Source organism: Pseudomonas pharyngis (assembly GCF_021602345.1).
GTDB classification, from domain to species: domain Bacteria; phylum Pseudomonadota; class Gammaproteobacteria; order Pseudomonadales; family Pseudomonadaceae; genus Aquipseudomonas; species Aquipseudomonas pharyngis.
Genome location: NZ_BQID01000003.1, coordinates 272,936 through 295,915, shown reverse-complemented (window position 1 = coordinate 295,915; position 22,980 = coordinate 272,936). Strand labels below are relative to the sequence as shown.

25 protein-coding genes are annotated in these 22,980 nt (G+C 63.6%); 5 read left to right on the top strand and 20 right to left on the bottom strand.

From position 1 onward, the window contains the following. Positions 1 to 16 precede the first annotated feature (16 nt). Both L6D74_RS08215 and hemE read left to right on the top strand, forming a co-directional pair. Positions 17 to 1,435, top strand: a complete 1,419-nt coding sequence (locus tag L6D74_RS08215; protein ID WP_007909438.1) for an FAD-dependent oxidoreductase — start codon at positions 17 to 19, stop codon at positions 1,433 to 1,435. A gap of 246 nt (positions 1,436 to 1,681) precedes the next feature. Then, a complete protein-coding gene (gene hemE / locus L6D74_RS08210) occupies positions 1,682 to 2,749 on the top strand; it encodes a uroporphyrinogen decarboxylase (RefSeq protein WP_007968321.1) in 1,068 nt (355 codons plus the stop codon). A 71-nt stretch (positions 2,750 to 2,820) separates the two neighbouring features. On the opposite strand, the gene L6D74_RS08205 is transcribed toward hemE, so the two are convergent. Further along, positions 2,821 to 4,095, bottom strand: a complete 1,275-nt coding sequence (locus L6D74_RS08205; RefSeq protein ID WP_236188660.1) for an MFS transporter — start codon at positions 4,093 to 4,095, stop codon at positions 2,821 to 2,823. Positions 4,096 to 4,213: 118 nt separating this feature from the next. Between L6D74_RS08205 and L6D74_RS08200 the strand changes: the two genes are divergently transcribed. After that, a complete protein-coding gene (locus tag L6D74_RS08200) occupies positions 4,214 to 5,110 on the top strand; it encodes a LysR family transcriptional regulator (protein WP_039766450.1) in 897 nt (298 codons plus the stop codon). On the opposite strand, the gene L6D74_RS08195 is transcribed toward L6D74_RS08200, so the two are convergent. Further along, a complete protein-coding gene (locus L6D74_RS08195) occupies positions 5,111 to 5,548 on the bottom strand; it encodes an excinuclease (protein WP_074689573.1) in 438 nt (145 codons plus the stop codon). It abuts the gene before it with no gap. A 118-nt stretch (positions 5,549 to 5,666) separates the two neighbouring features. Between L6D74_RS08195 and L6D74_RS08190 the strand changes: the two genes are divergently transcribed. Further along, positions 5,667 to 5,972: a type II toxin-antitoxin system RelE/ParE family toxin gene (locus L6D74_RS08190; protein ID WP_039766452.1), complete on the top strand. Its 306-nt coding sequence runs from the start codon at positions 5,667 to 5,669 to the stop codon at positions 5,970 to 5,972. Further along, positions 5,969 to 6,256, top strand: a complete 288-nt coding sequence (locus tag L6D74_RS08185; protein WP_011332089.1) for an addiction module antidote protein — start codon at positions 5,969 to 5,971, stop codon at positions 6,254 to 6,256. The genes L6D74_RS08190 and L6D74_RS08185 overlap by 4 nt, the downstream gene beginning before the upstream one ends. Positions 6,257 to 6,303: 47 nt before the next feature. Here L6D74_RS08185 and L6D74_RS08180 read toward each other — a convergent pair whose 3' ends face one another. From L6D74_RS08180 to L6D74_RS08095, 18 genes are read right to left on the bottom strand one after another with little or no spacing between them, the layout of a single operon-like run. After that, on the bottom strand, positions 6,304 to 6,744 hold the full coding sequence (locus L6D74_RS08180) for an excinuclease (protein WP_085648021.1): 441 nt from the start codon (positions 6,742 to 6,744) through the stop codon (positions 6,304 to 6,306). A gap of 20 nt (positions 6,745 to 6,764) precedes the next feature. Next, on the bottom strand, positions 6,765 to 8,000 hold the full coding sequence (locus L6D74_RS08175) for a beta-ketoacyl-ACP synthase (RefSeq protein ID WP_085648022.1): 1,236 nt from the start codon (positions 7,998 to 8,000) through the stop codon (positions 6,765 to 6,767). Next, positions 8,000 to 8,728, bottom strand: a complete 729-nt coding sequence (fabG, locus tag L6D74_RS08170) for a 3-oxoacyl-ACP reductase FabG (protein WP_236188659.1) — start codon at positions 8,726 to 8,728, stop codon at positions 8,000 to 8,002. Before fabG ends, L6D74_RS08175 begins: the two co-directional genes overlap by 1 nt. Continuing rightward, positions 8,721 to 9,185, bottom strand: a complete 465-nt coding sequence (locus tag L6D74_RS08165; RefSeq protein ID WP_085746429.1) for a hotdog family protein — start codon at positions 9,183 to 9,185, stop codon at positions 8,721 to 8,723. The genes fabG and L6D74_RS08165 overlap by 8 nt, the downstream gene beginning before the upstream one ends. Continuing rightward, the gene (locus L6D74_RS08160) at positions 9,182 to 10,378 is read right to left on the bottom strand and encodes a beta-ketoacyl-[acyl-carrier-protein] synthase family protein (protein WP_236188658.1); all 1,197 of its coding nucleotides are present in this window, start codon (positions 10,376 to 10,378) and stop codon (positions 9,182 to 9,184) included. Before L6D74_RS08160 ends, L6D74_RS08165 begins: the two co-directional genes overlap by 4 nt. Next, positions 10,375 to 10,857 (bottom strand): hypothetical protein, encoded by a 483-nt coding sequence (locus tag L6D74_RS08155; RefSeq protein ID WP_064592925.1) that lies wholly within the window; start codon positions 10,855 to 10,857, stop codon positions 10,375 to 10,377. The genes L6D74_RS08160 and L6D74_RS08155 overlap by 4 nt, the downstream gene beginning before the upstream one ends. After that, positions 10,857 to 11,582, bottom strand: coding sequence for a class I SAM-dependent methyltransferase (locus L6D74_RS08150; RefSeq protein ID WP_236188657.1), 726 nt, complete (start codon positions 11,580 to 11,582; stop codon positions 10,857 to 10,859). The genes L6D74_RS08155 and L6D74_RS08150 overlap by 1 nt, the downstream gene beginning before the upstream one ends. After that, positions 11,579 to 12,826, bottom strand: coding sequence for an NAD(P)/FAD-dependent oxidoreductase (locus tag L6D74_RS08145; protein ID WP_236188656.1), 1,248 nt, complete (start codon positions 12,824 to 12,826; stop codon positions 11,579 to 11,581). Before L6D74_RS08145 ends, L6D74_RS08150 begins: the two co-directional genes overlap by 4 nt. Beyond that, positions 12,813 to 13,973: a cation:proton antiporter gene (locus tag L6D74_RS08140; protein ID WP_236188650.1), complete on the bottom strand. Its 1,161-nt coding sequence runs from the start codon at positions 13,971 to 13,973 to the stop codon at positions 12,813 to 12,815. The genes L6D74_RS08145 and L6D74_RS08140 overlap by 14 nt, the downstream gene beginning before the upstream one ends. Continuing rightward, a complete protein-coding gene (locus L6D74_RS08135; RefSeq protein ID WP_236188649.1) occupies positions 13,970 to 16,309 on the bottom strand; it encodes an MMPL family transporter in 2,340 nt (779 codons plus the stop codon). The genes L6D74_RS08140 and L6D74_RS08135 overlap by 4 nt, the downstream gene beginning before the upstream one ends. Continuing rightward, positions 16,293 to 16,895 (bottom strand): outer membrane lipoprotein carrier protein LolA, encoded by a 603-nt coding sequence (locus L6D74_RS08130; RefSeq protein ID WP_221398543.1) that lies wholly within the window; start codon positions 16,893 to 16,895, stop codon positions 16,293 to 16,295. Before L6D74_RS08130 ends, L6D74_RS08135 begins: the two co-directional genes overlap by 17 nt. After that, complete coding sequence (locus L6D74_RS08125; protein WP_085648031.1) at positions 16,892 to 17,317, bottom strand: acyl-CoA thioesterase; 426 nt, start codon at positions 17,315 to 17,317, stop codon at positions 16,892 to 16,894. Before L6D74_RS08125 ends, L6D74_RS08130 begins: the two co-directional genes overlap by 4 nt. Continuing rightward, the gene (locus tag L6D74_RS08120; RefSeq protein WP_236188647.1) at positions 17,310 to 18,854 is read right to left on the bottom strand and encodes an HAL/PAL/TAL family ammonia-lyase; all 1,545 of its coding nucleotides are present in this window, start codon (positions 18,852 to 18,854) and stop codon (positions 17,310 to 17,312) included. The genes L6D74_RS08125 and L6D74_RS08120 overlap by 8 nt, the downstream gene beginning before the upstream one ends. After that, positions 18,835 to 19,782, bottom strand: a complete 948-nt coding sequence (locus tag L6D74_RS08115) for an LpxL/LpxP family acyltransferase (protein WP_085648033.1) — start codon at positions 19,780 to 19,782, stop codon at positions 18,835 to 18,837. The genes L6D74_RS08120 and L6D74_RS08115 overlap by 20 nt, the downstream gene beginning before the upstream one ends. After that, positions 19,779 to 20,513, bottom strand: a complete 735-nt coding sequence (locus L6D74_RS08110) for a glycosyltransferase family 2 protein (protein WP_236188646.1) — start codon at positions 20,511 to 20,513, stop codon at positions 19,779 to 19,781. Before L6D74_RS08110 ends, L6D74_RS08115 begins: the two co-directional genes overlap by 4 nt. After that, positions 20,506 to 22,185 carry an acyl-CoA synthetase family protein gene (locus L6D74_RS08105; RefSeq protein WP_236188645.1) on the bottom strand — a complete coding sequence of 560 codons (1,680 nt, stop codon included), beginning with the start codon at positions 22,183 to 22,185 and terminating at the stop codon, positions 20,506 to 20,508. The genes L6D74_RS08110 and L6D74_RS08105 overlap by 8 nt, the downstream gene beginning before the upstream one ends. Then, entirely contained in the window at positions 22,182 to 22,727 is a 546-nt protein-coding gene (locus tag L6D74_RS08100; protein WP_011332105.1) for a COG4648 family protein, read from the bottom strand. Before L6D74_RS08100 ends, L6D74_RS08105 begins: the two co-directional genes overlap by 4 nt. After that, entirely contained in the window at positions 22,724 to 22,978 is a 255-nt protein-coding gene (locus L6D74_RS08095) for an acyl carrier protein (protein ID WP_007947135.1), read from the bottom strand. The genes L6D74_RS08100 and L6D74_RS08095 overlap by 4 nt, the downstream gene beginning before the upstream one ends. Positions 22,979 to 22,980 lie beyond the last annotated feature (2 nt).

The following is a 22,980-nucleotide window of genomic DNA, read 5'->3' as shown; positions in this document are numbered from 1 at the left end:
TGATGAGGTTTTAACAATGGCTGAACGTCTGAATAACGACTTCCAGTTCATCGATGTCGGGCGCAAGGATCCGAAGAAGAAACTGTTGCGTCAACGCAAGAAAGAGTTCGTGGAAATCTACGAACCGTTCAAACCCCAGCAGTCGGCCGACCAGGCCCACCGTTGCCTGGGTTGCGGCAACCCGTATTGCGAATGGAAGTGCCCGGTGCACAACTTCATTCCGAACTGGCTGAAGCTGGTGGCCGAGGGCAACATCCTCCAGGCCGCCGAGCTGTCGCACCAGACCAACACCCTGCCGGAAGTCTGCGGCCGGGTGTGCCCGCAGGACCGTCTGTGCGAGGGTGCCTGCACCCTTAACGACGGTTTTGGCGCGGTGACCATCGGTTCGGTCGAGAAGTACATCACCGACACCGCGTTCGCCATGGGCTGGCGCCCGGACATGTCCAAGGTCAAGCCGACCGGCAAGCGTGTCGCGATCATCGGCGCGGGCCCGGCGGGCCTCGGTTGTGCCGACGTGCTGGTGCGCGGCGGCGTGACCCCGGTGGTGTTCGACAAGAACCCGGAAATCGGCGGTCTGCTGACCTTCGGCATCCCCGAGTTCAAGCTCGAGAAGACCGTGCTGAGCAATCGCCGCGAAGTCTTCACCGGCATGGGCATCGAATTCCGCCTCAACACCGAGGTCGGCAAGGACGTGACCATGGAGCAACTGCTCGCCGAATACGATGCCGTGTTCATGGGCATGGGCACCTACACCTACATGAAGGGCGGTTTTGCCGGTGAGGACCTGCCGGGCGTCTATGACGCGCTGGATTTCCTGATCGCCAACGTCAACCGCAACCTGGGCTTTGAAAAGTCGCCGGAAGATTTCGTCGACATGAAAGGCAAGAAGGTCGTGGTGCTGGGCGGCGGCGACACGGCGATGGACTGCAACCGCACGTCGATCCGCCAGGGCGCCAAATCGGTGACCTGCGCCTATCGTCGTGACGAAGCAAACATGCCCGGCTCGCGCAAAGAGGTGAAAAACGCCAAGGAAGAAGGCGTGAAATTCCTCTACAACCGTCAGCCGATCGCTATCGTTGGCGAAGACAAGGTCGAAGGCGTGAAAGTGGTCGAGACCCGTCTCGGCGAGCCGGACGCCCGTGGCCGTCGCAGCCCCGAGCCGATCCCGGGCTCCGAAGAGATCATCCCGGCCGACGCTGTGGTCATCGCTTTCGGTTTCCGTCCAAGTCCGGCGCCGTGGTTCGAGCAGTTCGAGATCCAGACCGACAGCCAGGGCCGCGTCGTCGCGCCCGAGCAAGGTCAGTACAAGCACCAGACCAGCAACCCGAAAATCTTCGCCGGTGGCGACATGGTGCGCGGTTCCGACCTGGTGGTGACGGCGATCTTCGAAGGCCGCAATGCGGCTGAAGGGATCCTGGATTACCTGGGCGTCTAAACCCGGTTCGAAACTGCACCGCAATACCTGTGGGAGCTGGCTCGCCAGCGATAGCATCACCTCGGTCTAACTGGTCAACCGAGGTGTCTGCATCGCTGGCAAGTCAGCTCCCACAGTGTTTTGTGGTGTTGCAAAGCCTGCAATTCAGCGCGACAAATTGACCCGATAGACAAAAGGCTGACCTGCATCCGTGCCTTTTGCGTCGCGCTCTGAGAAAATGCCCGCACTTTTTTTCCGGATGCCGACATGACTGCCCTGAAGAACGACCGTTTCCTCCGCGCCCTGCTCAAGCAACCCGTAGACGTCACCCCTGTGTGGATGATGCGCCAGGCCGGCCGCTACCTGCCGGAATACCGCGCCAGTCGCGCCCAGGCCGGTGATTTCATGAGCCTGTGCATGAATCCGGAATTCGCCTGCGAAGTCACGCTGCAACCCCTCGACCGCTATCCGCAACTGGACGCGGCGATCCTGTTCTCCGACATCCTCACCATTCCCGATGCCATGGGCCAGGGCCTGTACTTCGAGACCGGTGAAGGTCCGCGCTTCAAGAAAGTCGTCAGCACCCTGGCCGACATCGAAGCCCTGCCGATCCCCGATCCGCACAAAGACCTCGGTTACGTGATGGACGCGGTCAGCACCATCCGCCGCGAACTGAACGGCCGTGTACCGCTGATCGGTTTCTCCGGCAGCCCGTGGACCCTCGCCACGTACATGGTCGAAGGCGGTTCGTCGAAAGACTTCCGCAAGACCAAGGCGATGCTCTACGACAACCCGCAAGCCATGCACCTGCTGCTGGACAAGCTGGCGCAATCGGTGACTTCGTACCTGAACGGCCAGATCCAGGCCGGTGCGCAAGCGGTGCAGATCTTCGATACCTGGGGCGGCAACCTGTCGGCGGCGGCGTATCAGGAATTCTCCCTGGCCTACATGAAGAAAATCGTCAGCGGCCTGATCCGCGAGCACGACGGTCGCAAAGTGCCGGTGATCCTCTTCACCAAGAACGGCGGCCTGTGGCTGGAAAGCATCGCCGAGGCCGGCGCTGACGCACTGGGCCTGGACTGGACCTGCGACATCGGCAACGCCCGCGCCCGCGTCGGTGACAAGGTCGCGCTGCAAGGCAACATGGACCCGACCGTGCTCTACGCCAAGCCGGAAGCGATCCGCACCGAAGTCGGGCGCATCCTTGCCAGCTACGGCAAGGGCAGCGGCCACGTGTTCAACCTCGGCCACGGCATCACGCCGGAAGTCGATCCGGAGCACGCTGGCGCGTTCCTGCGTGCGGTGCACGAGTTGTCGGCGCAGTATCACGAGTAATCGGCGCTCAGCGCTAAGGGTAGAAAACAAAAACGCCCGGCTAATGCCGGGCGTTTTTTTGTGGGCGTGAATCAGGCTTTGACGCCACCCAGCGGCGGCAACTTCGCCAGCTTCAACGCCACCAACAGTGCCACCAGCAACAGCGCGCCGATAAACAGGCCAATCCCGTTCCACCCGGCCAGGTGCCAGAACACACCGCCTGCCGTCCCGGCGATGCTCGAGCCGGCGTAATAGCTGAACAGGTACAACGACGACGCCTGGCCCTTGGCCTTGAGCGCCCGGCGGCCGATCCAGCTGCTGGCCACCGAGTGGGCGGCGAAGAAGCCGAAGGTGAAGATCAGCATGCCGACGATCACCAGCGGCAGCGGTGTGAACATCGTCAGGGCGAGGCCGGCGAACATCAGGGCGATGGTCGCCCAGAGCACTTTGCGGCGGCCCAGTTTGTCGGCCAGCGAACCGATTTTTGCCGAGCTGTAGATACCCGACAGGTACACCACCGACAGCAGCCCCACGAAAACCTGATCCATGTGGTACGGCTCCGCCAGCAGGCGGTAACCGATGTAGTTGAACAGGGTGACGAATGCGCCCATCAGCACGAACGCTTCGAGGAACAGCAGCGGCAGGCCGGCATCGCGAAAGTGCATGGTGAAGCCGTCGAGCAGGCTGCGCGGGTGCAGCGAGCGGGAGCGGAAGTTGTGCGACTCCGGCAGGATCTTCCAGAACACTGCTGCGGCGATCAACGCCAGGCCGCCGATCACCATCATCGCCGTGTGCCAGCTGACGAAGTCGATCAGCACGCCGGTGATCAACCGCCCGCTCATCCCGCCAATCGCGTTGCCACCGATATACAAACCCATCGCCAGACCGATGTGCTGGGGATGGATTTCCTCGCTGAGGTAAGTCATTGCCACCGCCGCCAGGCCGCTCAATGACAGCCCGATCAACGCACGCATGATCAGCACGCCGTGCCAGCTCGGCATCATCGAACTGGCGATGGTGCACAGCGCCGCGGCGAACAGTGCGGCGACCATCACCGGTTTGCGCCCGACCCGATCGGAAATCGGGCCGGTGATCAGCAGACCGAACGCCAGCATGCCGGTGGCCACCGACAGGATCAGGCTGCTCTGCGCGGCGTTGATCGAATATTCGTGGGACAGCAGCGGCATCATCGGCTGCACGCAGTACAGCAGGGCGAAGGTGGCGAAGCCGCCGCTGAACAGCGCGAGTACCGTGCGCATGAACGCGGGCGTGCCTTTCTCGATGTAGATCTCTTGCAGTTCGGTCAGTACATCGTCCGCCGCAGCGGGCGGAACTTCATGGGCCAGTGGAGCGACGGCGGTTTTCACATCAGACCTCGGAGGGCGCGGGCAGGCAGGCAATGAAAAAATCATATAGCTGGCTAATGTTTCTATCCAATATATTGTTCGACATGTTTGATAGCTTTTACGACCTAATGGGGTGTTCATGGAATTGCGTCATCTGCGCTACTTCATCGCCGTCGCCGAAGAACTGCACTTCGGCCGCGCCGCACAGGTGCTGGGCATCTCCCAGCCACCGCTGAGCCAGCAGATTCAGGCGCTGGAACAGGAAGTCGGCGCGCGACTGTTCGAGCGTACCAATCGTCGGGTCGAGCTCAGCGAGGCCGGGCGACTGTTTCTGGAGGAAGCGCGGCTGGTGCTCGCCCAAGTCGATAAAGCGGCGGACGTGGCCCGCCGGGCGCAACTCGGTGAACTAGGGGAGTTGAAGATCGGCTTCACCTCGTCGGCGCCTTTCAACTCGACCATTCCCCAGGCGATTTTTTCCTTCCGTCAGCGCTTCCCGGCTGTGCACCTGAACCTGCGCGAGATGAGCAGCACCATGGTGGCCGACGCGTTGGTGGACGAATCGATCGAGGTCGGCATCATGCGCCCGCTGGGTTTGCCGGATTCGCTCAGCGTGGTCGAACTGATGCGCGAGCCCTTGGTGGCGGTGCTCAGCTCCAAACATCCGCTGGCGCAGGGCTCCGAAGAGGGGCTGTTCCTCTCGGCGCTGGCCCTCGAACCGTTCGTGTTCTTCCCGCGCAGCTACGGTAGTGGCCTGTATTCGCAGTTGATAAGCCTGGCCCGCGATGCGGGGTTCAGCCCGCACTTCGCCCAGGAGGCCGGCGAAGCCATGACCATCATCGGTCTGGTGGCAGCCGGTTTGGGCGTGTCAGTGATGCCGGCGTCGTATCAGCGGATGCGCATCGACGGCGTGGTCTATCGACCGCTGCTCGATCCCGAGGCCGTGACGGCGGTGTGGCTGGTGCAGCGCAAGGATCAGAAATCACCGATGGCCAAGGCATTTGTCGAACTGCTCACGCGCAAGGTCGAAGCCGGTTGATCAGGGCAGCCGCACCAGATCACCCTTCAACGCCACTCGTGTGACAAAGATGCCGGCCCGACATTCGTAAGTGTTCAGATCCTTGCGCACATGCTGGTCGTAATAGCTGACGATATTGGTCACCGCATTCGCCCCGACACGCTTGGCCTCGGCCTGCAGCGCAATCAGATTCGACTGCAACACCCACTCGCAGGAGTCGTGATCGCTCTTGTTGAAGCCGTTGGTCTTCAGATCGCTGACCACCCCGCGCCGCAACAACCGCTGAGTGCCCTGAGGCCCGTTGCCGACCAGATAAAACTTCACACTGCCATCCAGCCGCCCGGCGCGCATCGCATCCGACACGACTGTTTCGAACGGCATGTACATCAGATTGGTGGCGTGGCTGGCGCTGGGGAGCAGGCTGAAAAGGGCGGCAGCGATCAGGGCTTTCGCTTGCATGGTCGTCTCATTGACGTAACGCGCAGCAAATCATGGGTATGACGAGTGTAGACGCCGTATATCGGACAGAGAGAAGTCCATGTAGAGTGCGTGTAGCTCAACGGCTACACTTGCAACCATGACTGAGATACTTCGAAGCTCCACATTCTCGAGCTGGCTTGTGAAGCTGGCTGATAGTCGCGCCAGGATGCGTATTCAGGTGCGAATTGATCGTATGGCTGAGGGAAACTTCGGTGATGTCAAAGCCATTGGCGAAGGGATCAGCGAAGCCCGAATTGACTATGGCCCGGGATATCGGGTCTATTTCATGCAGCAAGGTCGTCAGCTGGTCATCCTCCTTTGTGGTGGAGACAAGAGCAGTCAATCTCGAGACATCAAGCAAGCCAGGCTCATCGCGGAATCCTGGCAGGAGCAAAACCCATGACCGAACAATTCACTCGTTGGGACTCAGCCGAGTACCTCAAGACAGAAGAGGACATGGCCAACTATCTGGATGCCTGCATGGAAGAGGCGGGGGATGACCCGGCTTTTATTGCCAAGGCACTTGGCACAATTGCTCGGGCGCGTGGCATGACCCAGGTCGCGCGGGATGCGGGGCTATCAAGGGAAAGTCTTTATCGCGCACTGTCAGGCGAGGTAAATCCCGAGTTTGGAACGATCCTCAAAGTCATGAAAGCGCTGGGGCTGAAGTTGCATGCCAGCACATGATCTGAATTGAAAAGGGCGCCGAAAGGCGCCCTTCGTCGTTCCGGCCGTTACTGAACTGTCGCCAGATCGCCCTTCAACGCTACGCCCGCCATGATGGCGCCCGCGTGGCATTCGTAGGTTTTCGCATCCTTGCGCTCGTTGCTCTTGTAGAAGCTGACGATGTTGGTCACGGCGTTGGCGCCGGCGTTTTTTGCGGCCTGGTGCAGGCTGATGATCGCCGATTGCACGACCCACTCGCAGGCTTCCTGGTCGGTCTTGTTGAAGGCGTTGGTCTTCTTGTTGGTCACGGCGCCGGGGCTGACGACGGTAACTTTGCCGGCCGGGGCGTTGCCCGCCAGATAGAACTTCACGCTGCCGTCGATCTTGCCGGTGCGGGTCGCTTCGGCGACGGCCTTGTCGAACGGCAGATAGACCGCCGTGTCACGGGCCTGACTGACGGCCGGCAAGGCGCAGATGAGCAGGGTGGCAGCGAGTTTCTTGAAGTGCATGAAGGTCTCCTTGACCTGGATTAATTCGGTTGGGGCCAGCGACGGAAGATCAGCGAGGTGTTGACCCCGCCGAAAGCGAAGTTGTTGTTCATCACGTATTCGTGGCTCATCTGCCGGAACTCGCCGCGCAGGTAGTCGAGCTTGCCGCAGTGCGGATCGACCTCGTCGAGGTTGAGCGTGTGCACGTACAGGTCGCGGTTGAGCATCTCGATGCTGAACCACGATTCCAGCGCCCCGCAGGCGCCGAGGGTGTGGCCCAGGAAGCTCTTTTGCGAACTGATCGGCATGCGCTCGCCGAACAGGGCACTGGTGGCCAGGGTTTCAGCGACATCGCCCTGTTCGGTGGCGGTGCCGTGGCCGTTGACGTAGCCGATGGCGTCCGGCGCAAGGCCTGCATCTTCCAGCGCCAGTTCCATTGCCCGGCGCATGGTGATCTGTTCGGGGCGGGTGGTGTGCTGGCCGTCGGCGTTGCTGCCGAAACCGACGATCTCGGCGTGAATGTGCGCACCGCGCGCCAGGGCATGTTCCAGTTCTTCAAGTACCAGCATGCCGCCGCCCTCACCGATCACCAGACCGTCGCGGCCCTTGTCGTACGGGCGTGGCGAGGTGTGCGGTGCATCGTTTTTCAGGCTGGTGGCGTACAGCGCGTCGAACACCATGGCTTCGGTTGGGCACAGCTCTTCGGCGCCGCCGGCGAGCATCAGCGGCAGGCGTCCGAACTTGATCGCCTCGTAGGCGTAGCCGATGCCTTGGCTACCGCTGGTGCAGGCGCTGGAGGTCGGGATCAAACGGCCGGTGAGGCCGAAGAAGATGCTGATGTTCGCCGCCGTGGTGTGCGGCATCATCCGCACGTAGGAGTTGGCGTTGAGACCTTCGGCCACCGAGTTGAGCAGCATGTTGCCGAACGCCTTGATCTCGTCGGTGCTGCCGGTGGAAGAACCACAGGCCACGCCCATGCGCCCGTCCTTGATCGACTCGTCGCCGAGCAGACCGGCATCGGCCAGCGCTTTTTCCGCCGCGCCGACGGCCAGCCGTGAAACACGGCCCATGCTGCGCAGCTGTTTGCGGGTCCAGTGCGCCGGCACCTGGAAATCATCGATGGGCCCGGCCAGGCGGGTATTGAGCTCGCTGAAGCGATCCCACTCGTCCATCCGGCGAATGCCGCTGCGGTTGGCGGCGAAATTGCCGGCGATGGTGTCCCAGTCGCTGCCCAGCGAGGTAATGCCGGCCATGCCGGTGACGACGACGCGCTTCATCAGCACAAGCCTCCATTGACCGCCAGCACCTGGCGGGTGATGTACGACGCTTCCGCCGACATCAGGAAATTCACCGCACCGGCCACCTCTTCAGGCGTGCCCATGCGTTGTGCGGGGATCATTTTCATCAGCTCTTCCACCGGCACGTTTTCATCGAGCATCGCCGTATCGATCAGGCCCGGCGCAACGCAGTTGACCGTGATCTTGCGCTTGGCCAGTTCGATCGCCAAGGCTTTCGCGGCGCCGATCACGCCGGCCTTCGAGGCGCTGTAATTGACCTGACCACGGTTGCCGATCAGCCCCGACACCGAGGTAATGCACACGATGCGACCAGCGGCGCGGCGGCGGATCATCGGCATCATCACCGGGTGCAGGACGTTGTAGAAACCGTCGAGGTTGGTGCGCAGCACCACGTCCCAGTCATCGTCGCTCAGGGCCGGAAAGGCGCCGTCGCGGGTCAGGCCGGCATTGAGCACCACGCCGTAGTAGGCGCCGTGGGCTTCAACGTCGGCTTCGAGGATGACTTTGCAGGTTTCGCGATCCGCCACGTCGAATTGCAGGATGCGCGCTTGGCGGCCCAGGGCCTGGATTTCAGCCTGCACCGCCTGCGCGTCGCTCAGACCACTGCGGCAATGCACGACGATGTCATGCCCGGCCTGAGCCAGACGCAGGGCGATGGCGCGGCCGATGCCACGGCTGGAGCCGGTGACCAGTATTGATTCAGTCATCGTTCGACTCCTTGGATTGTTCCAGATAGTCCGCTGCCTGGGGCGGGCGGAACACGTTCAGCCGGGCGCTGGCCTCGATGCCGGGCGCGTTGATATGGCATTCGAATACGCCCATGCCGTTGTCGTCTTCCAGCGAGCGCAAGCCATGGATGGTCAGTTCGCTGCCAACCGGAAAGGCTGCGACATTGCATTCGAACTTGCGTGTGCCGAGCAGAAAGCCCAGCTCCACCGGGTTGCCTTTCTGCCGCGCATGGCAGCCGGCGAACGCGGCGACGCTTTGCGCCATCAGCTCGACGCCGACCCAGGCCGGCAGGCTGCCATCGGGCAGGCTGAACAGGCCGCCGGGCCGGACGGTGAGGGTGGTGTGAATCTGTTCGTCGTCAAAGCTCAGGATCCGGTCGATCAGGATCATGTCGCCAGCGTGGGGCAGCAGTTCGGCGAGCGGCCAGTGGCTCATGGGGCGTCTCCGATAATCAGGCTGACGTTATTGCCACCGAAGGCAAACGAGTTGCTCATCAGGTAGCGGGGTGCAATGGACGCCAGGCGTTCGCTTGCGGTCACCCACTTCAGCGCTGGCAGGTCGGGATCGGCCTGGCCATCCCAGACGTGCGGCGGCAAGGCGTGGTCGGGGTTGTCGGCAGTCAGGCTCAACCAGCAGAACGCCGCTTCCAGTGCGCCGGCGGCGCCGAGGGTGTGGCCGGTCATCGGTTTGGTCGAGGAACACGGCACGCCTTCGGGAAACAGGGTGGCGACGGCCAGACTTTCCATCGCGTCGTTGTGCTGGGTCGCGGTGCCGTGCAGGTTCAGGTAACTGATGTCGCCGGCTTGCAGATGGGCTTGGTCGAGCGCCTTCTGCATCGATTGCAGGGCGCCACGGCCGGTCGGTTCCGGTGCGGAAATGTGGTACGCGTCGGAGCTGGCGCCGGCGCCGAGCAGGGCGATGCCCGGCCCAGCACCGCGCTGTTTGCTCATCACGAACAGCACTGCCGCTTCGCCGATGTTGATGCCGTTGCGGTTGGCGGAAAACGGATTGCAGCGCTCGTCCGACACCGCTTCCAGCGCACTGAAACCGTTGAGGGTCAGTTTGCACAGGCTGTCGACACCGCCGCACAGCACCGCGTCGCACAGGCCCAGATCGAGCAGGCGTCGGGCGCTCATCAGCGCGCGTGCGCTGGAGGTGCAGGCAGTGGAAATCACATAGGTCGGGCCGCTCAGTTGCAGCCAGTCGGCGAGGAAATTCGCCGGGGCGCCGAGTTCCTGTTGCCGGTAGTCGTAATCGGCCGGGAACTGTTGGTCGCGAATGTAGTGCGCAAGGCCTCGGCTGGCTTCGTCGATGCCCGAAGTGCTGGTGCCGAGCACCACGCCGATGCGCTCGCGGCCGTAAGTCTGGATCGCCTGCTCGATGTCATCGCGAATCTGCAACGCCGCTTCCAGCAACAGTTGATTGTTGCGGCTGCGCTGGTCGACCAGCGCCTCGGGAATGGGCGCCAGATCGCCGTGTACGGCGGCCACCGGCAGCTCGCGCTCCCGCACCCAGCCGGACTCGCGGCGCATGCCTGAACAGTCGCCGGCAAACAGGTTGCGTGCCACGGCTGGCTTGTCGCGCCCCAGGGCGCAGATCACGCCGAGGGCATTGAGGTAGGCGGTCATGACGTCGGTTCACCGAGTGGCGTTACGCGATAGTGCGGGCCTTGTGGCAGGTTCAATTCGAAGCTCAAGGGTTGGGTGTAACGGATGTCCCAGCGCGCCGGCAGGGAACGTTGGCCGCCCTGTTGCTGCGCCTCGGGGTAGTTGCGCGATAGCTCGCCCGCCGGGGTCAGGGCGAACAGCAGCGCGGCGAACAGCTCCCGTGCTTCCGGGTTGGGCGGCAGCAGGCCGTCGGCCTGCCAGTGCCCGTCGATCAACTGCTGACGGGCCTGGGGAATGCCCAGCGGATCCATCATCGACCAGCGGATGCCGGGGCCTTCGCGCTGGATCACCAGCAACCAGTCTTGCTGTTGCCCGGCCAGGTGACGTTCGATATGCAATTGCATCGGCAGCGGCAGGCTCGGGTTGCCGGCCGGCAGCGGCGCCTGACTGGCGCAGGCACCGAGCAGCAGGACGCAGGCGAGCAGCAGAATACGCAACATCAGACAGCCTCGTTCAAGGGTTTGCGGGCCACCACGTTGACCAGGGTTTCTTCCCGCTGGCCAAAGGGCTTGGGCTGGCGCAGACCAAAACGCTCGAGCAGACCGAAATCCTTCGACCGGCTCCACCACAGATACGGGTACGAAACGTTCTGTTCGGCAAACTCGAAACCCTGCTGGCGAATCATCTCCAGGTACTGCGCCGCGCTCTTTTGCACATGCATCGGATGCCGGAACAGCCAGCGAATCACCCACGTATCAATGTAAGCCTCGGTGGACTCGGCGAACAGCAGATAACCACCCGGCTTGAGCACCCGATAGAACTCGGCGAGGGCTTTTTCCTGCTCCACCAGATGATGGAAGGTCTGGTGACAGAACAGCAGGTCGACGCTGGCGTCCGGCACATTGAGCGTCGCGCAGTCGCTGCCGATCAGCTCGACGTCGAAGCCCAGACGCGCGGCCTCGGCGGCGCTCAGTTCAAGGCTGTGCGGGTCGGCATCGACGCCGATCAGGCGCTGCGGCGTGAAGGTCTGGCGCAGGTGGCCGAACGACTTGCCCTGACCGCAGCCGGCATCCAGCAGCACCGGATTGTCTGGCAACGATTCGCTGAACAGCCCGCGCAGATCGTTGATCGCCACGCGCAACACATGGTGCTGCCAGGTGTGGCTGCGCAGGAACCAGAAGCCGAAGCGGGTTTCCTCGACGTAGTTGTCGCTCAGGTAATTCATGTGTCGTCCCTTGCACAGAGTTCGGAGATCGTCTTCAGCCGACGGCGCGCTTCACTGACGAACGGGTTGCGTTCGTCCCAGGCGTAACCGGCGAGGATCGAGCAGATCATGCGGCGGATTTCCGGGGAGCCTTGCTCGTGGAAAATCACGTCCTGAAAGGTGCCGGCGTACCAGCCTTCGACGTAGCAGCGGAACGTGTCGACCCCGCGTTTCAGCGGCTCGGCGAATTCCCGTTGCCAGTCCACCGTTTCGCCCTCCAACTGTCGATGCAGCACAGCGGCGGCCATGCTCGCCGAACGCATGGCAATGGTCACGCCCGAGGAGAACACCGGGTCGAGAAATTCCGCCGCGTTGCCCAGCAGCGCAAAGCCCGGGCCGTGCAGGGTTTTGACGTTGGCCGCATAGCCGCCGAGCGTGCGCGCCGGGGTATCCCACACGGCGTTGTTCAGCACTTTGGCCAGGCTCGGGGTTTCGGCGATGAATCCGCGCAGGCAGGCGTCGAGGTCGGTATCGCGCCCTGCGAAATGTTCAGCGGCAGCCACCACGCCTACCGAGCAGCGACCGTTGCTGAACGGGATCGACCAGAACCAGATGTCGCGGTGCTGCGGGTGGGTGGTGATGAGGATTTTTTCACGGTCGAAGCCGGGGTAATCAATGTGGTCTTCAACGTGAGTGAAGACGGCCTGGCGAACCGGGAAGTTCGACGGCGCTTCCAGGTCGAGCAGGCGCGACAGCACGCGGCCGTAGCCGCTGGCATCGAGGACAAAATCGGCTTCGACGCGGTACTCGCTGGCGTCTTCGCGGCGCACATTCAACTGCGGTCGCGGACGTTCGAAATCGACGCTGACAATCGCGTCGCCATAGCGGATTTCCGCGCCCTGCAATGCCGCCTGATCGGCCAGCAACTTGTCGAAGTCGGCGCGTTGCACCTGCAGGGTCGTGGGCTTGCCGGCGGTGAAGGTGTCGCCAAAATCGAAGGCGCTGTAGCGCTCGCCCCAGGCGAACGCCGCACCGTTCTTGCGTTGGAAACCGGCGGCATTCACCGCCTCAAGCATGCCGGCCTCTTCGACGAAATCCAGGCAATGGCAGAGCAGGCTTTCACCGATGGAGAACCTCGGGAAATGCTGACGCTCGATCACCAGCACGTCGTGCCCCTTGCGCTTGAGCAATGCGGCGGCGATGGCGCCGGAGGGGCCGGCGCCGATGATCACGACCTGACGGGATTCCATTTCAACGATTGGCACGTGAGCTCCTGGGTACGGCAATAGGGTTCAGTGACGCCCGGTGCAGGCCGATGAAGGCCGGCAACAGCGTCGCGATCAGACCCATCAGCATCAGCGCAAAGTACAGCGCCGGGCTGATGAGTTGTTGTTGCAACAGCAGGTTGAGAAAGACGATTTCGCTCAAGCCGCGAATGTTCAGCAGCACGCTCTCGCGCCAGCGGCTGGCGCCTGCGAACGACGCGCCGGCCCAGCCGAGACCGAGCCAGTTGCCCAGGATTTTGCTGGCGATCGGCAACAGCAGCAGCGCCGCCCATTGCACGGCGCCGAGGCTGGCGAGGGCGCTGTGCACGTCGATCTGGACGATGCCGAAAGTGAGGATCAGCGGAATCGCGACCCACGTCTGCAAGCGGTTCATCCAGTGCGCCGGGATCGGCAACACCAGTGGCACCTTGAGCGCGGCCATGCACAGCAGATAGCCGATGCCAAAAATCAGCGCGTTGAGTTTGTAGTGTTCGGCCAGCACCAGCAGCGCAAAAAAGCCGAGGCTGTAGGTCAATGGCCGGCGGATGCCGAACACCCGAAGCAGCACGGGTACGCAGGCCAGCCCCAGCGGCAGCAACAGACTGCTCAGGTGCAGGCTGCCCTGAGCGAGGCCGAACAGCGTCCAGCAGGTCAGGTCGATCAGGATCGCGGTCTGCACAAGGCGCCGCGTGGCGGCGGGCGGGTAGTCGATGTGGCGCAGGTACAGGTACAACACCGGGATCGCGGTGATGGCGAACACCAGACCGATGGCCAGCGAGTTGATCCACGGTTGTGTCGGCAGCAGCCAGTACGTCGTCGCCAGGCCGCAGGCGAACGGTACGGCGAAACTCGGCAGGGCGATCTTCACGCTCTGACGGTCCAGGCGCAGGTCGATCACGTCGCTGAGGATGTGCCCCAGCAACAGGGCGAAGCTCAGGCTGTAGAGATTTTTCAACCAGCCCGGTGCGATCAGTGCGGCGCCGTTGAGTTGCCAGCCCGGTTCGATCCAGAAGTACATCAGCAGCGGCAGGCCGAAGCTGGCCAGCAGCAATTGACTGACGATCGGGATCAGCCCGAAATGCCGGCCGACCCGGGTGGCGACGAAGAACAGCGCCAGGGCCATCAGCCAGAAAATCACCACCATCATGCTGCAGGCTCCGTGACGGAAACCGCATGGGTCTGACGCCCGGCCCACGGCGCGAGCATGAAGCTGAACGCCAGGCCGAGGCTCACCGACAGGCCGAAGTTACTCACCGCCGGGGTGCTCGACACCGCCAGCAGGCCGAACGACAGCCAGGTAGTGGCGGCTGCGAGCAAAGTGCCGAGCAGGCTGACGGCCGCGCCGCCGACCTGTTCGCGCATGAGGATCGCGTAGTCGACGCTGATCGCCGTCACCAGCAACAGGCCGAACAGGCTGAACAGGGTCAGCGGCTGACCGAGCCAGCCCAGGCTGGCCAGGCTGCACAACGCAGCGAGCAGCGGTAGAGCAACGATTCGCAGAGCGCCACCGAGACCGAACGGCAGCATCAGCACCAGCACGATCAACACGCAGGACGCGAGTTTCAGTTCCGCGGCGCTGATCTGGGTCTGGGCGAACACCTTGTTCAGATCGCCGAGCCGATCCACCAGCATCACTCCCGGCAGATCCAGCGCCTGCACCCGCAGCAGCGACGGATTGTTCAGGCCTTGCAGGCTGACCATCGCCGCCACGCCGTCCTCGGTCGGCCCCAGCCACAGCGTGCGGTAGGGCTCGCCGAGCGGGCCGGCCAGCGCCGCATCGATGTCCTCGGCGGGCAGGGCCTGCAACTGTTGCAGTTCGGTTTGCAGCGCCGCCAGCGGTACGCCGACCTCCAGCAACGGCTGCCAGAATTGCGGCAACTTGCTCAGCGCTTCCCGCACCTGTTGCTGCTGAGCCGGCGGGCTGACCAGTTGATTGAGCGCCAGATAACCCTGCAACTTGTCGAGGTTGACCAGTTGATCCAGCCGCTCGCTCAGGGCCGCTTGCCGTTCCAGCAATTGCTGCTGATCGGCGGCGCGCACCAGGAAGAACTGGCTGGTCGGCTGATAGCCGGTAATCCGCGCGATGGTCTGCGCCTCATCGGTCAGGCGTTGCGGCGCACCGACCCACTGGCGGATGTCGTTCCTGCTCTCCAGTTGCAGCAGGCCGCCGACGCAGAAGGCGATCAGCAGGGCCAGCAAGACCGGCGTTCTGACGTGGTCGAGCAGGTTTTCCCGCAGTCGCACCAGACGCTCGGCCAGTTGCAGCGGCCATTGCGCCGGGCGCAGTTCGACGTTTTTCAGCAGCGCCGGCAACAGGCACACCGCCGACAGGTAGGCGCCGAGCAAACCGGCGGCGGAGAACACGGCGATTTGGGTCAGGGCCGGGAAGGGCGTCCAGGCCAGCGCCAGGTAACCGATGGCGCTAGTGATCAGGCTCAATGTCAGGCCGGACAGGGTCAGGCGCAACGCCGGCCAGCTGTGCCAGGGCTTGAGGCTCCAGCTCTTGGACAGATAGTGCAGCGGGTAATCCACTGCCACGCCGATCAGGCTGGAACCAAGTACAAGCGTCATCACGTGCATGTGCCCGAACAGCGCCACACAAGCCACTGCACCGAACAGCATGCCCACCAGCACCGGAATGAATGCCAGCAGCACCCGCCAGCGGCGGAAGGCGAGCAGCAACAGCAACAGGATGCCGATGGTGGCGCCGCCGCCGACCCAGGTCATTTCCCGGGTCGCCTGCTGCTGACCGTTGGCGGCGTACAGCAGGCCGCTGGCGGCCAGCAGTTGCACGTCGGCACTCGCCGCTTCCTCACGGCTGTGTTGCAACAGGGCGGCGACTTGCAGCGGTTGATTCATGTCGAAGGCGCTGCCGGTGGTGCGTGCGCGCAGCAGCACCCAGCTCTTGCCATCGGCGTCGGCGATCAACGCGCCGCTGCCGATGTCCAGTTGCACCGCGCCATGTTGCGGCTGGCTGTTCTGGATGCGTCCGGTCAGGCCCAGCCAGTCGTCCTGGCTCGGCACCAGACTGAACCCGGTGAACGGGTCGAACAGCGCCTGTACCCGTTGCTGGATAAAGGCGCCGGAATGTTCGATCAGCAGTTGTCGGTCATCCGCCGAGAGCATCGCCAGCCGTCCTTGCAGCAGTTGCGTGCGCAGGGCCGGCAGATCGGCTTGCAGGTTCCACTGGACCTTTTCGAACAGCCCGCTGGCCTGCCATTGCTCGCCCAGGGTCTGGGCCATGGCGACGGCTTGCTGGCGATCGGCGTGGCCGACCAGCACCAGCATGTCGCGGTTGAGCGGTTCCTGCATGCGTTGTTCGGCGCGCAGTTCGAGGGCGTCCGGGTGGGTGCCGGGCACCAGTTCCATCAGGTTGGCCGACAGCGGCGCACCGTTGCGCCACTGCCAGGCGCCGAGTGCGACGACGGCCAGCAGCAGGATCAGGAACAGCCAGGGCAGCCTGCGTTCACTCGGCAAAGTCATGTTGCTCCGCGTCGCTCAGAGGTTGGCCGGCGGTGCTGTCCTGCATGCGCAGCACGGTGCTGTCGCCCTGGGTTTCCAGCAGTTCGATGGTGTTCACCAACGTGCCGCCGCTGATGTTGATCTGGTTGAAGACCTGCTTGAGGAGCACCGAGCGCGGGGTCAGGGTCAGTTGCCATTTCTGTGCATCGCCGCTCAGGGCCAGTTCGAAATCCCGTTGCAGACCGCTGCTGTCGCCTTGCAGCACCGCCAGGAACAAGCGGTTCTGCTCGGCCCCGGCGCTCTTGTTCGGCAGCAGTTGCCAGCCGGTGGCATCACGCCGGGCGATGCCCTTGGCGCTGATCCGGTAATCCTGTTGCAGCGGGGTTTTCAGCAGCCACAGCAGGCCGTGGTTTTTCGCCAGCACGAAGCTGCCCTTGCTGATCAGCGGCTGGGGCAGGGCGCGCAGGTGTTTTTCCTGGGTGAACTGGCCGTGGATCACGTCCGGCTTCGCCAGTTGCTCGCTCAACTGTTGCAGGTCGAAGGCGTTGGCCAGCGACGACAGCGTCAGTAGCGCCAGGGCCCCAAGGGATTTCAACCACACATTCATCGCAGCATCCTTTCCACGGCATCGGTGAAGACTTTTGGCGAAGCCAGTTGCATCTCGCGGCTGCTGACTTCGACGGCGACTTGCACCGAGCTGGCGCGGGTCAGGCGTTCGCCTGTCTGGGCGTCGGTGATCAGGTAGTTAATCTTCAGGCGGTTTTCCCACTCCACCAGACTGGCGCGCACGTTCAGCCGCTGACCGAACACCGCGCCGCGCACATAGCGCAGTTGCAGGTCGATCACCGGCCAGGCATAGCCCGAGTCGACCATCTGGTTGTAGTTGTGGCCGATCTTGTCGAGCAGTGCGCAGCGCGCCACTTCCAGGTATTTCACGTAATGGCCGTGCCAGACGACGTGCATGGTGTCGACGTCAAAGAACGGCACGAGGATTTCCGTATCGGCGTGAAGCACTCCGGCACTACGCATGCAGCCTCCAGTGTTGCTCGGCGATGCGTTGCAGGCACAGGCGCAGTTCGCCTTCCAGGGCGCGGTCTTCGATCACCGGCGGGAAGTCCTGGGCCAGTTGTTCATGCATGGCGGCCAGCGATGGCGGCAGTGGTCGTGCATCTTCATCGCGGCTACGCAGCCACACGCCTTGATTGGCCGCGAGCAACGTGGCGGCGGCGACCTGTTCGGTCAGCTCCAGCACACGAATGGCGTCGCGGGCGGCGATGGTGCCCATGCTCACCTTGTCCTGGTTGTGGCACTCGGTGGAACGCGAGAACACGCTGGCCGGCATGGTGTTTTTCAACGCTTCGGCAGTCCAGGCGCTGGCGCCGATCTGCACGGCCTTGAAGCCGTGGTTGAGCATCGCGCGGTCGGCGCTGGCGCCGGACAGGTTGCTCGGTAAGCCGTGGTTGTAACGTTCGTCCACCAGCAGCGCGAGTTGTCGGTCGAGCAGGTCGGCGACGTTGGCCACGAGGTTTTTCAGGCTGTCCATGGCGAACGCGATATGCCCGCCGTAGAAGTGTCCGCCGTGCAGCACGCGCTCGGCTTCGGCGTCGATGATCGGGTTGTCGTTGGCGCTGTTAAGTTCGGTTTCGATGAACGAGCGCAGCCAGTTCAGGCTGTCGGCCAGCACGCCGAGCACGTGCGGTGCGCAGCGCAGCGAGTAGCGATCCTGCAAACGGTGCAGCGGCGCGGTGGGCGCGTCGATCGCCAGATCCTTGCGCAGCCACGCGGCGACCTGCATTTGCCCCGGATGCGGCTTGGCGGCGAACAGGCGCTCGTCGAAGTGCTCCGGATTACCTTGCAGCGCCACCACGTTCAGCGCGGTGATGCGAGTGGCCAGTTGCAGCAGGTAATCGGCGCGGGCATAGGCCAGGCAGGCGAGGCCGGTCATTACGGCGGTGCCGTTCATCAGCGCCAGCGCTTCTTTCGGACGCAGCACCAATGGTGTCCAGCCCAGTTCGCGATGCACATCGGCAGCCTGGCGGCGTTCGCCACGGAACATCACTTCACGCTCGCCGGACAGCGTCGCGGCGACGTAGGACAACGGCGTCAGATCGCCGCTGGCGCCCACCGAACCCTCTTCGGGGATCAGCGGCAAAATATCGTGTTCAAGGAAGGCATGCAGGCGCTCCAGCAACTCGATGCGCACCCCGGACACGCCGTGGCACAGCGACTGCAAACGCGCCGCCAGCACCGCGCGGGTGGCCTGGGCGTCGAGCAGTTTGCCCAGCCCGCAACCATGGAAGGTGTAGAGATGACGCGGCAGCGCCTCGACGTGATGCAGCGGCACCGCGACCACGCAGGAATCGCCGTAACCGGTGGTCACGCCGTAGATCACGCCTTCCTTGTCCAGCAGCGAGTCGAGGAACCGCGCGCCCTTGGCGATGCGTTCGCGATAAGGCGCGTCGCTCTGCAACTGCACGGGCGCCTGACGGTTGGCCAGGGCCAACACGTCTTCGATGCGCAAAGGGCGTTCGCCGAAGGTGACCGGCTCAGGAGTTGGCGTTGTCATCGGTTTTCCAGAATGGGTAAAAGTTGAACCATTGGCACGGTGCTTCGAGGCAATAGTGACTCAGGCGTTGCGCATAGCGGGTCGCCCACTGATGAATGACCTGTTCGCGCTCGCGGCGTGACCACACCACGGCGTCGGCGAAGGGTTCGAGGGTCAGTCGATAGTGGCCGTCGGGCTGTTTCAAGCACATCAGCAGGTTGACCGGGCATTTCAGCAGGCCGGCCAGCAGCCACGGCCCTTGCGGGAACGGCGCCGGGTGGCCGAGAAAGTCCACGGTCACGCTGCGCCCGCCATGCAGCGGCACGCGGTCGCCGGCAATCGCCAGCCACTCGCCGCGCTCCAGGCGTTCGTGCAGTTGCAGCATGATCACCGGGTCCAGTTCGCTGACCTGGATCAGCCGCAGGTTGGTCGCGCCGGCCTCGCCCAGCAGGCGATTGAATTGCTCGGCGTGCTTGGTGTGCACCAGCACGTTCATGGTGACCTTTTCGCCCAGCTCCGCCAGCGCCCGGCACACCTCGAGGTTGCCCAGATGCGCGCCCACCAGCAGTTGCCCGCGACAGCCGCGCAACTGATTGCGCAACAGCGCCGGGTCGATGATTTCGATCTGCTCGATCTTCAGCTTGCCGTTCCACACGTCGAGCTTGTCGAGCAGCGAGTCGGCGAAGGCCATGAACTGGCGGAACACCCGCCACCGGGTCGGGCGCAATTCGTGGCGACCGCTCCAGTCGGCGAGGCGCTGCTGATACTGCCAGGCACTGCGCCGGGCGGTGCGACCGAACAGGAAAAAGTACAGGACGATGCCGTACAGCAACGGGCTCAGCAGGCGTCGGCCAAGGACTTTGGCGGCGAACGCGGTGAATTTCATCAGCAGGAAACTGCCGCGCTCTTCGCGGTCGGCCCAGTGCTTCTTGTCGGTCTCGACGGTCATGCGCGCCACCGTCGCCAGAGGATCACGGGCAAGCGCAGCAACATGCCAAAGAACAGGCGCGTGTGCATGCTCGAGATCAGCACGTTGTCGTGGAACAGGCGAAAGTGCGACACGCCGTCCAGCGGGTAATGCACGCTGGTCTGCAACCAGCGCATCGGCTGATTGCGCCAGGCCAGGCGCACCAGAATGTCCGAGTCGAAATCCATGCGCTTGCCGATCCGCGCCGAATCGATCACGCCCAGCGTCGGTTCCAGCGGATACACCCGGAAGCCGCACATCGAATCGCGAATCTGCAGCGACAAGGTGTTGATCCACACCATCACGTGGGTCAGATAACGCGCATACAAACGGCCCTTGGGCACGCTGGCGTCGTACAGCGGATAACCACAGACCAGTGACTTGGGGTGAGCGCGGGATTCTTCGATGAACCGCGCGACATCCTGCAGGTCATGCTGACCGTCGGCGTCGACCTGCAAGGCATGGCTGAAACCCAGCCGCGCCGCTTCACGCAGACCGGTCATCACCGCGCCGCCCTTGCCCTGGTTGGCGGTGAGGCGCACCAGATGAACCCGCTCGCGCTCGGCCAGTGCGTCCAGCACCGCCGCGCAGGATTTGCTGCTGGCATCGTCCACCAGGATGCACGGCAGATCCTCGGCGAGCAGGGCGTCGACCACCGTGCCGATGGCGGTTTCGTGGTTGTAGACCGGGATCACGGCGCAAGGGTTATGCATCGCCAGCCCCCAACAGAATCCGCCCGCTGGAACAGGTGGCGGTTGCGTTGCGGTAGGCGAAATACAACTTGCCGCGTTCCGGATCGAAGCGCAGGTGCAACTGGACTTCATCGCCGGGGCGCACCAGTTGCTGGAACTTCAGCACTTCCATGCCGGCGAACGCGCCGGGCAGGTTCAGCAGTTGCCGACCCAGGTTCAGTGCCCATTCGACCTGTACCACGCCGGGCAGCACCGGGGCCTTGGGGAAGTGGCCGCTGAAATAAGCCAGATCCGGCGGAACGCTCAATTGCAGGTTCCATTCGCCCTCGGTTTCGGCCTGCTCCAGAATCTCCGGCGCTTTTGGCCGTGGCGCCAGCAGCAGGGCTTCGACGTCGGCCTGAGGCAACTTGCCCTGCGAGTTCAGCGGCAACTGTCGCAGCAGGCGCCAGCGGCGGGGCAGGGCCAGGGCTTCGCAGTGGTCGCCGAGATGACGGCGCAGGGTTTCGGTCAGACTGCGCCGACCGTGTTCGCGCAGGGCAAACAGGCCCGATTCGCTGAGCACCAGCAGAGCGCCGAGGGACGCGCGGTTTTCCTGTACCACGCCCAGACGCGCTTCGGCGACCCAGTCGTGAGCCACCAGCGCCTGTTCAAGCATCGGCAGGGATATGCGTTTTTCTTCGAGTTTGACGATCCGGTCGAGCCGTCCGAGCAATTCAAAGCGGCCATCGGCCTGAATGCGTGCCGCATCGGCGGTGTGTTCGACATGCCCGGCGGGCAGATAAGGCGAAGCGATCAGCAAGCCGCCGTCGCTGTCCTGGCTCAACTCGACGCCGGCAAACGGCTGCCACAACGATTCGCCCTGACGCCAGGCGATGCCGCCGGTTTCCGAGCTGCCGAGGATTTCTGTCGGCCATTGTCCCAGGCGCTGATAGAGGCTTTGCGCGGCGTCTGCCGGCAGTGCGCCACCGGAAGAAAACACCCGGCGCACGGCGCTCAGGGCCGGCCAGTCGAGGTTGTCGCCCATACGTTTGAGCAGCGCCGGGCTGGCGACCCAGGCGAAGGCCGGGTGCTCGCGGCTGGCGCGTTGCAGGTCTTCCGGGAAGGCCAGTTGCTTGCGCAGGAACGGACGCCCGGCGCACAGCGGCCACAGCACGCGGAACAGCAAACCGTAAATGTGCTGGGTGGCGACGCTGCCAAGAATGCAGGCCTCACCGAGATCGGCGCCCCAGAGTTGCTCAAGGGCTTCGACTTCGTTGGCCAGTTGCTGCAGGGATTTGTCGATGCGCTTGGGCTCGCCGCTGGAGCCGGAGGTGCACAGGCTCAGGCGGCACTGGTCGAGGTCCAGTTCGGCAGCGGGCAATGCCGGTTGCTGCAGATCGCTCAGGCGAGCGTCACCGGCATGGTCGGTCAGCCACAGATCGACGTCGTTCGACCAGCGCTGGCGGGTTTGCGCTTGCAGATCCGAAGGCAGCAATACGCTGACCCCGGCGCGCCAGGCACCGAGCAGGGCGATAGCCAGGTCGGCGGCATCTTCAAGATGCACGGCCAGACGCTGCACGCCCTTGGCTTGCAGACCGGCGGCCAGTCCCAGGGCCTGTTCGCGCAGTTGTGCGTGATCGAGTGCCGGTGCGCTTGTTACAGCACGCGCCGGCAGGGCCTTGAGCAACAGCAGCTCAAGTTTTATCCAATTCATGGGCGACCTCTTACCCGTTGTCGTATCAGCCATTCAATGGCAAACATCAGGCCGATCAATCCGTAGGAGATCAGGCCGGTGTACAACATCCACCAGTTCAGCGGCGCCCACAGTGTCAGCAGGGCGGCGCACAAACCGTTGCAAAAGAAAAACACGCTCCAGGCCACGGTGACCTGGCGGGTGTAACGAATCGCCTTGGGCGGCAGTTGCGGTTCACGCAGGCGCGCCAGACGCTCGACCATCGGCGGGCCGTATTTCAGGCTCAGGCTGAACAGCACCAGCATGAAGCCGCTGATCAGCACCGGGTACCAGCGCAACAGCAAAGGGCTGTCGAACACTGCCAGCAGCAGGCAGAACACGATCGCCACGAAGGCCATCCACAGGCTGCCGGGCTTGCGTTCGCCGGTCAGCGCCCGGGCCAGCCACAGGCCGCCCAGCAGCAGGCCGAACTGCCATGGCGCGAAATGCTCCATGCCGAAATACACCGCAAAGGGATACAGCAGGCCTGCCAGCAGCAGGCCGAGGCCGATCAGTCGGCTCATGCGGCCGGTTGAACCAGACGGTAGACCGCCTCGACCACGTCGCTGACGGTGCGCACCGACTTGAATTCCTCGGCGGCGATTTTCTTGCCGGTCTGGCGCTTGATGTGATCGATCAGGTCGACGGCGTCGATGCTGTCGATTTCCAGATCCTGATACAGGTTGGATTCCAGGCTCACGCGGGCCGGGTCCAGTTCGAACAGCTCGACCAGGGCATCGCGCAGGGTGTTGAAAATGTCGTCACGAGTTTGCATGG

Coding starts and splice junctions, on each gene's coding strand:
- L6D74_RS08215 (WP_007909438.1), top strand. CDS start 17: ATGGCTGAACGTCTGAATAACGACTTCCAGTTCATCGATGTCGGGCGC.
- hemE (WP_007968321.1), top strand. CDS start 1,682: ATGACTGCCCTGAAGAACGACCGTTTCCTCCGCGCCCTGCTCAAGCAA.
- L6D74_RS08200 (WP_039766450.1), top strand. CDS start 4,214: ATGGAATTGCGTCATCTGCGCTACTTCATCGCCGTCGCCGAAGAACTG.
- L6D74_RS08195 (WP_074689573.1), bottom strand. CDS start 5,548: ATGCAAGCGAAAGCCCTGATCGCTGCCGCCCTTTTCAGCCTGCTCCCC.
- L6D74_RS08190 (WP_039766452.1), top strand. CDS start 5,667: ATGACTGAGATACTTCGAAGCTCCACATTCTCGAGCTGGCTTGTGAAG.
- L6D74_RS08185 (WP_011332089.1), top strand. CDS start 5,969: ATGACCGAACAATTCACTCGTTGGGACTCAGCCGAGTACCTCAAGACA.
- L6D74_RS08180 (WP_085648021.1), bottom strand. CDS start 6,744: ATGCACTTCAAGAAACTCGCTGCCACCCTGCTCATCTGCGCCTTGCCG.
- L6D74_RS08175 (WP_085648022.1), bottom strand. CDS start 8,000: ATGAAGCGCGTCGTCGTCACCGGCATGGCCGGCATTACCTCGCTGGGC.
- fabG (WP_236188659.1), bottom strand. CDS start 8,728: ATGACTGAATCAATACTGGTCACCGGCTCCAGCCGTGGCATCGGCCGC.
- L6D74_RS08165 (WP_085746429.1), bottom strand. CDS start 9,185: ATGAGCCACTGGCCGCTCGCCGAACTGCTGCCCCACGCTGGCGACATG.
- L6D74_RS08160 (WP_236188658.1), bottom strand. CDS start 10,378: ATGACCGCCTACCTCAATGCCCTCGGCGTGATCTGCGCCCTGGGGCGC.
- L6D74_RS08155 (WP_064592925.1), bottom strand. CDS start 10,857: ATGTTGCGTATTCTGCTGCTCGCCTGCGTCCTGCTGCTCGGTGCCTGC.
- L6D74_RS08150 (WP_236188657.1), bottom strand. CDS start 11,582: ATGAATTACCTGAGCGACAACTACGTCGAGGAAACCCGCTTCGGCTTC.
- L6D74_RS08140 (WP_236188650.1), bottom strand. CDS start 13,973: ATGATGGTGGTGATTTTCTGGCTGATGGCCCTGGCGCTGTTCTTCGTC.
- L6D74_RS08135 (WP_236188649.1), bottom strand. CDS start 16,309: ATGACTTTGCCGAGTGAACGCAGGCTGCCCTGGCTGTTCCTGATCCTG.
- L6D74_RS08130 (WP_221398543.1), bottom strand. CDS start 16,895: ATGAATGTGTGGTTGAAATCCCTTGGGGCCCTGGCGCTACTGACGCTG.
- L6D74_RS08125 (WP_085648031.1), bottom strand. CDS start 17,317: ATGCGTAGTGCCGGAGTGCTTCACGCCGATACGGAAATCCTCGTGCCG.
- L6D74_RS08120 (WP_236188647.1), bottom strand. CDS start 18,854: ATGACAACGCCAACTCCTGAGCCGGTCACCTTCGGCGAACGCCCTTTG.
- L6D74_RS08115 (WP_085648033.1), bottom strand. CDS start 19,782: ATGACCGTCGAGACCGACAAGAAGCACTGGGCCGACCGCGAAGAGCGC.
- L6D74_RS08110 (WP_236188646.1), bottom strand. CDS start 20,513: ATGCATAACCCTTGCGCCGTGATCCCGGTCTACAACCACGAAACCGCC.
- L6D74_RS08105 (WP_236188645.1), bottom strand. CDS start 22,185: ATGAATTGGATAAAACTTGAGCTGCTGTTGCTCAAGGCCCTGCCGGCG.
- L6D74_RS08100 (WP_011332105.1), bottom strand. CDS start 22,727: ATGAGCCGACTGATCGGCCTCGGCCTGCTGCTGGCAGGCCTGCTGTAT.
- L6D74_RS08095 (WP_007947135.1), bottom strand. CDS start 22,978: ATGCAAACTCGTGACGACATTTTCAACACCCTGCGCGATGCCCTGGTC.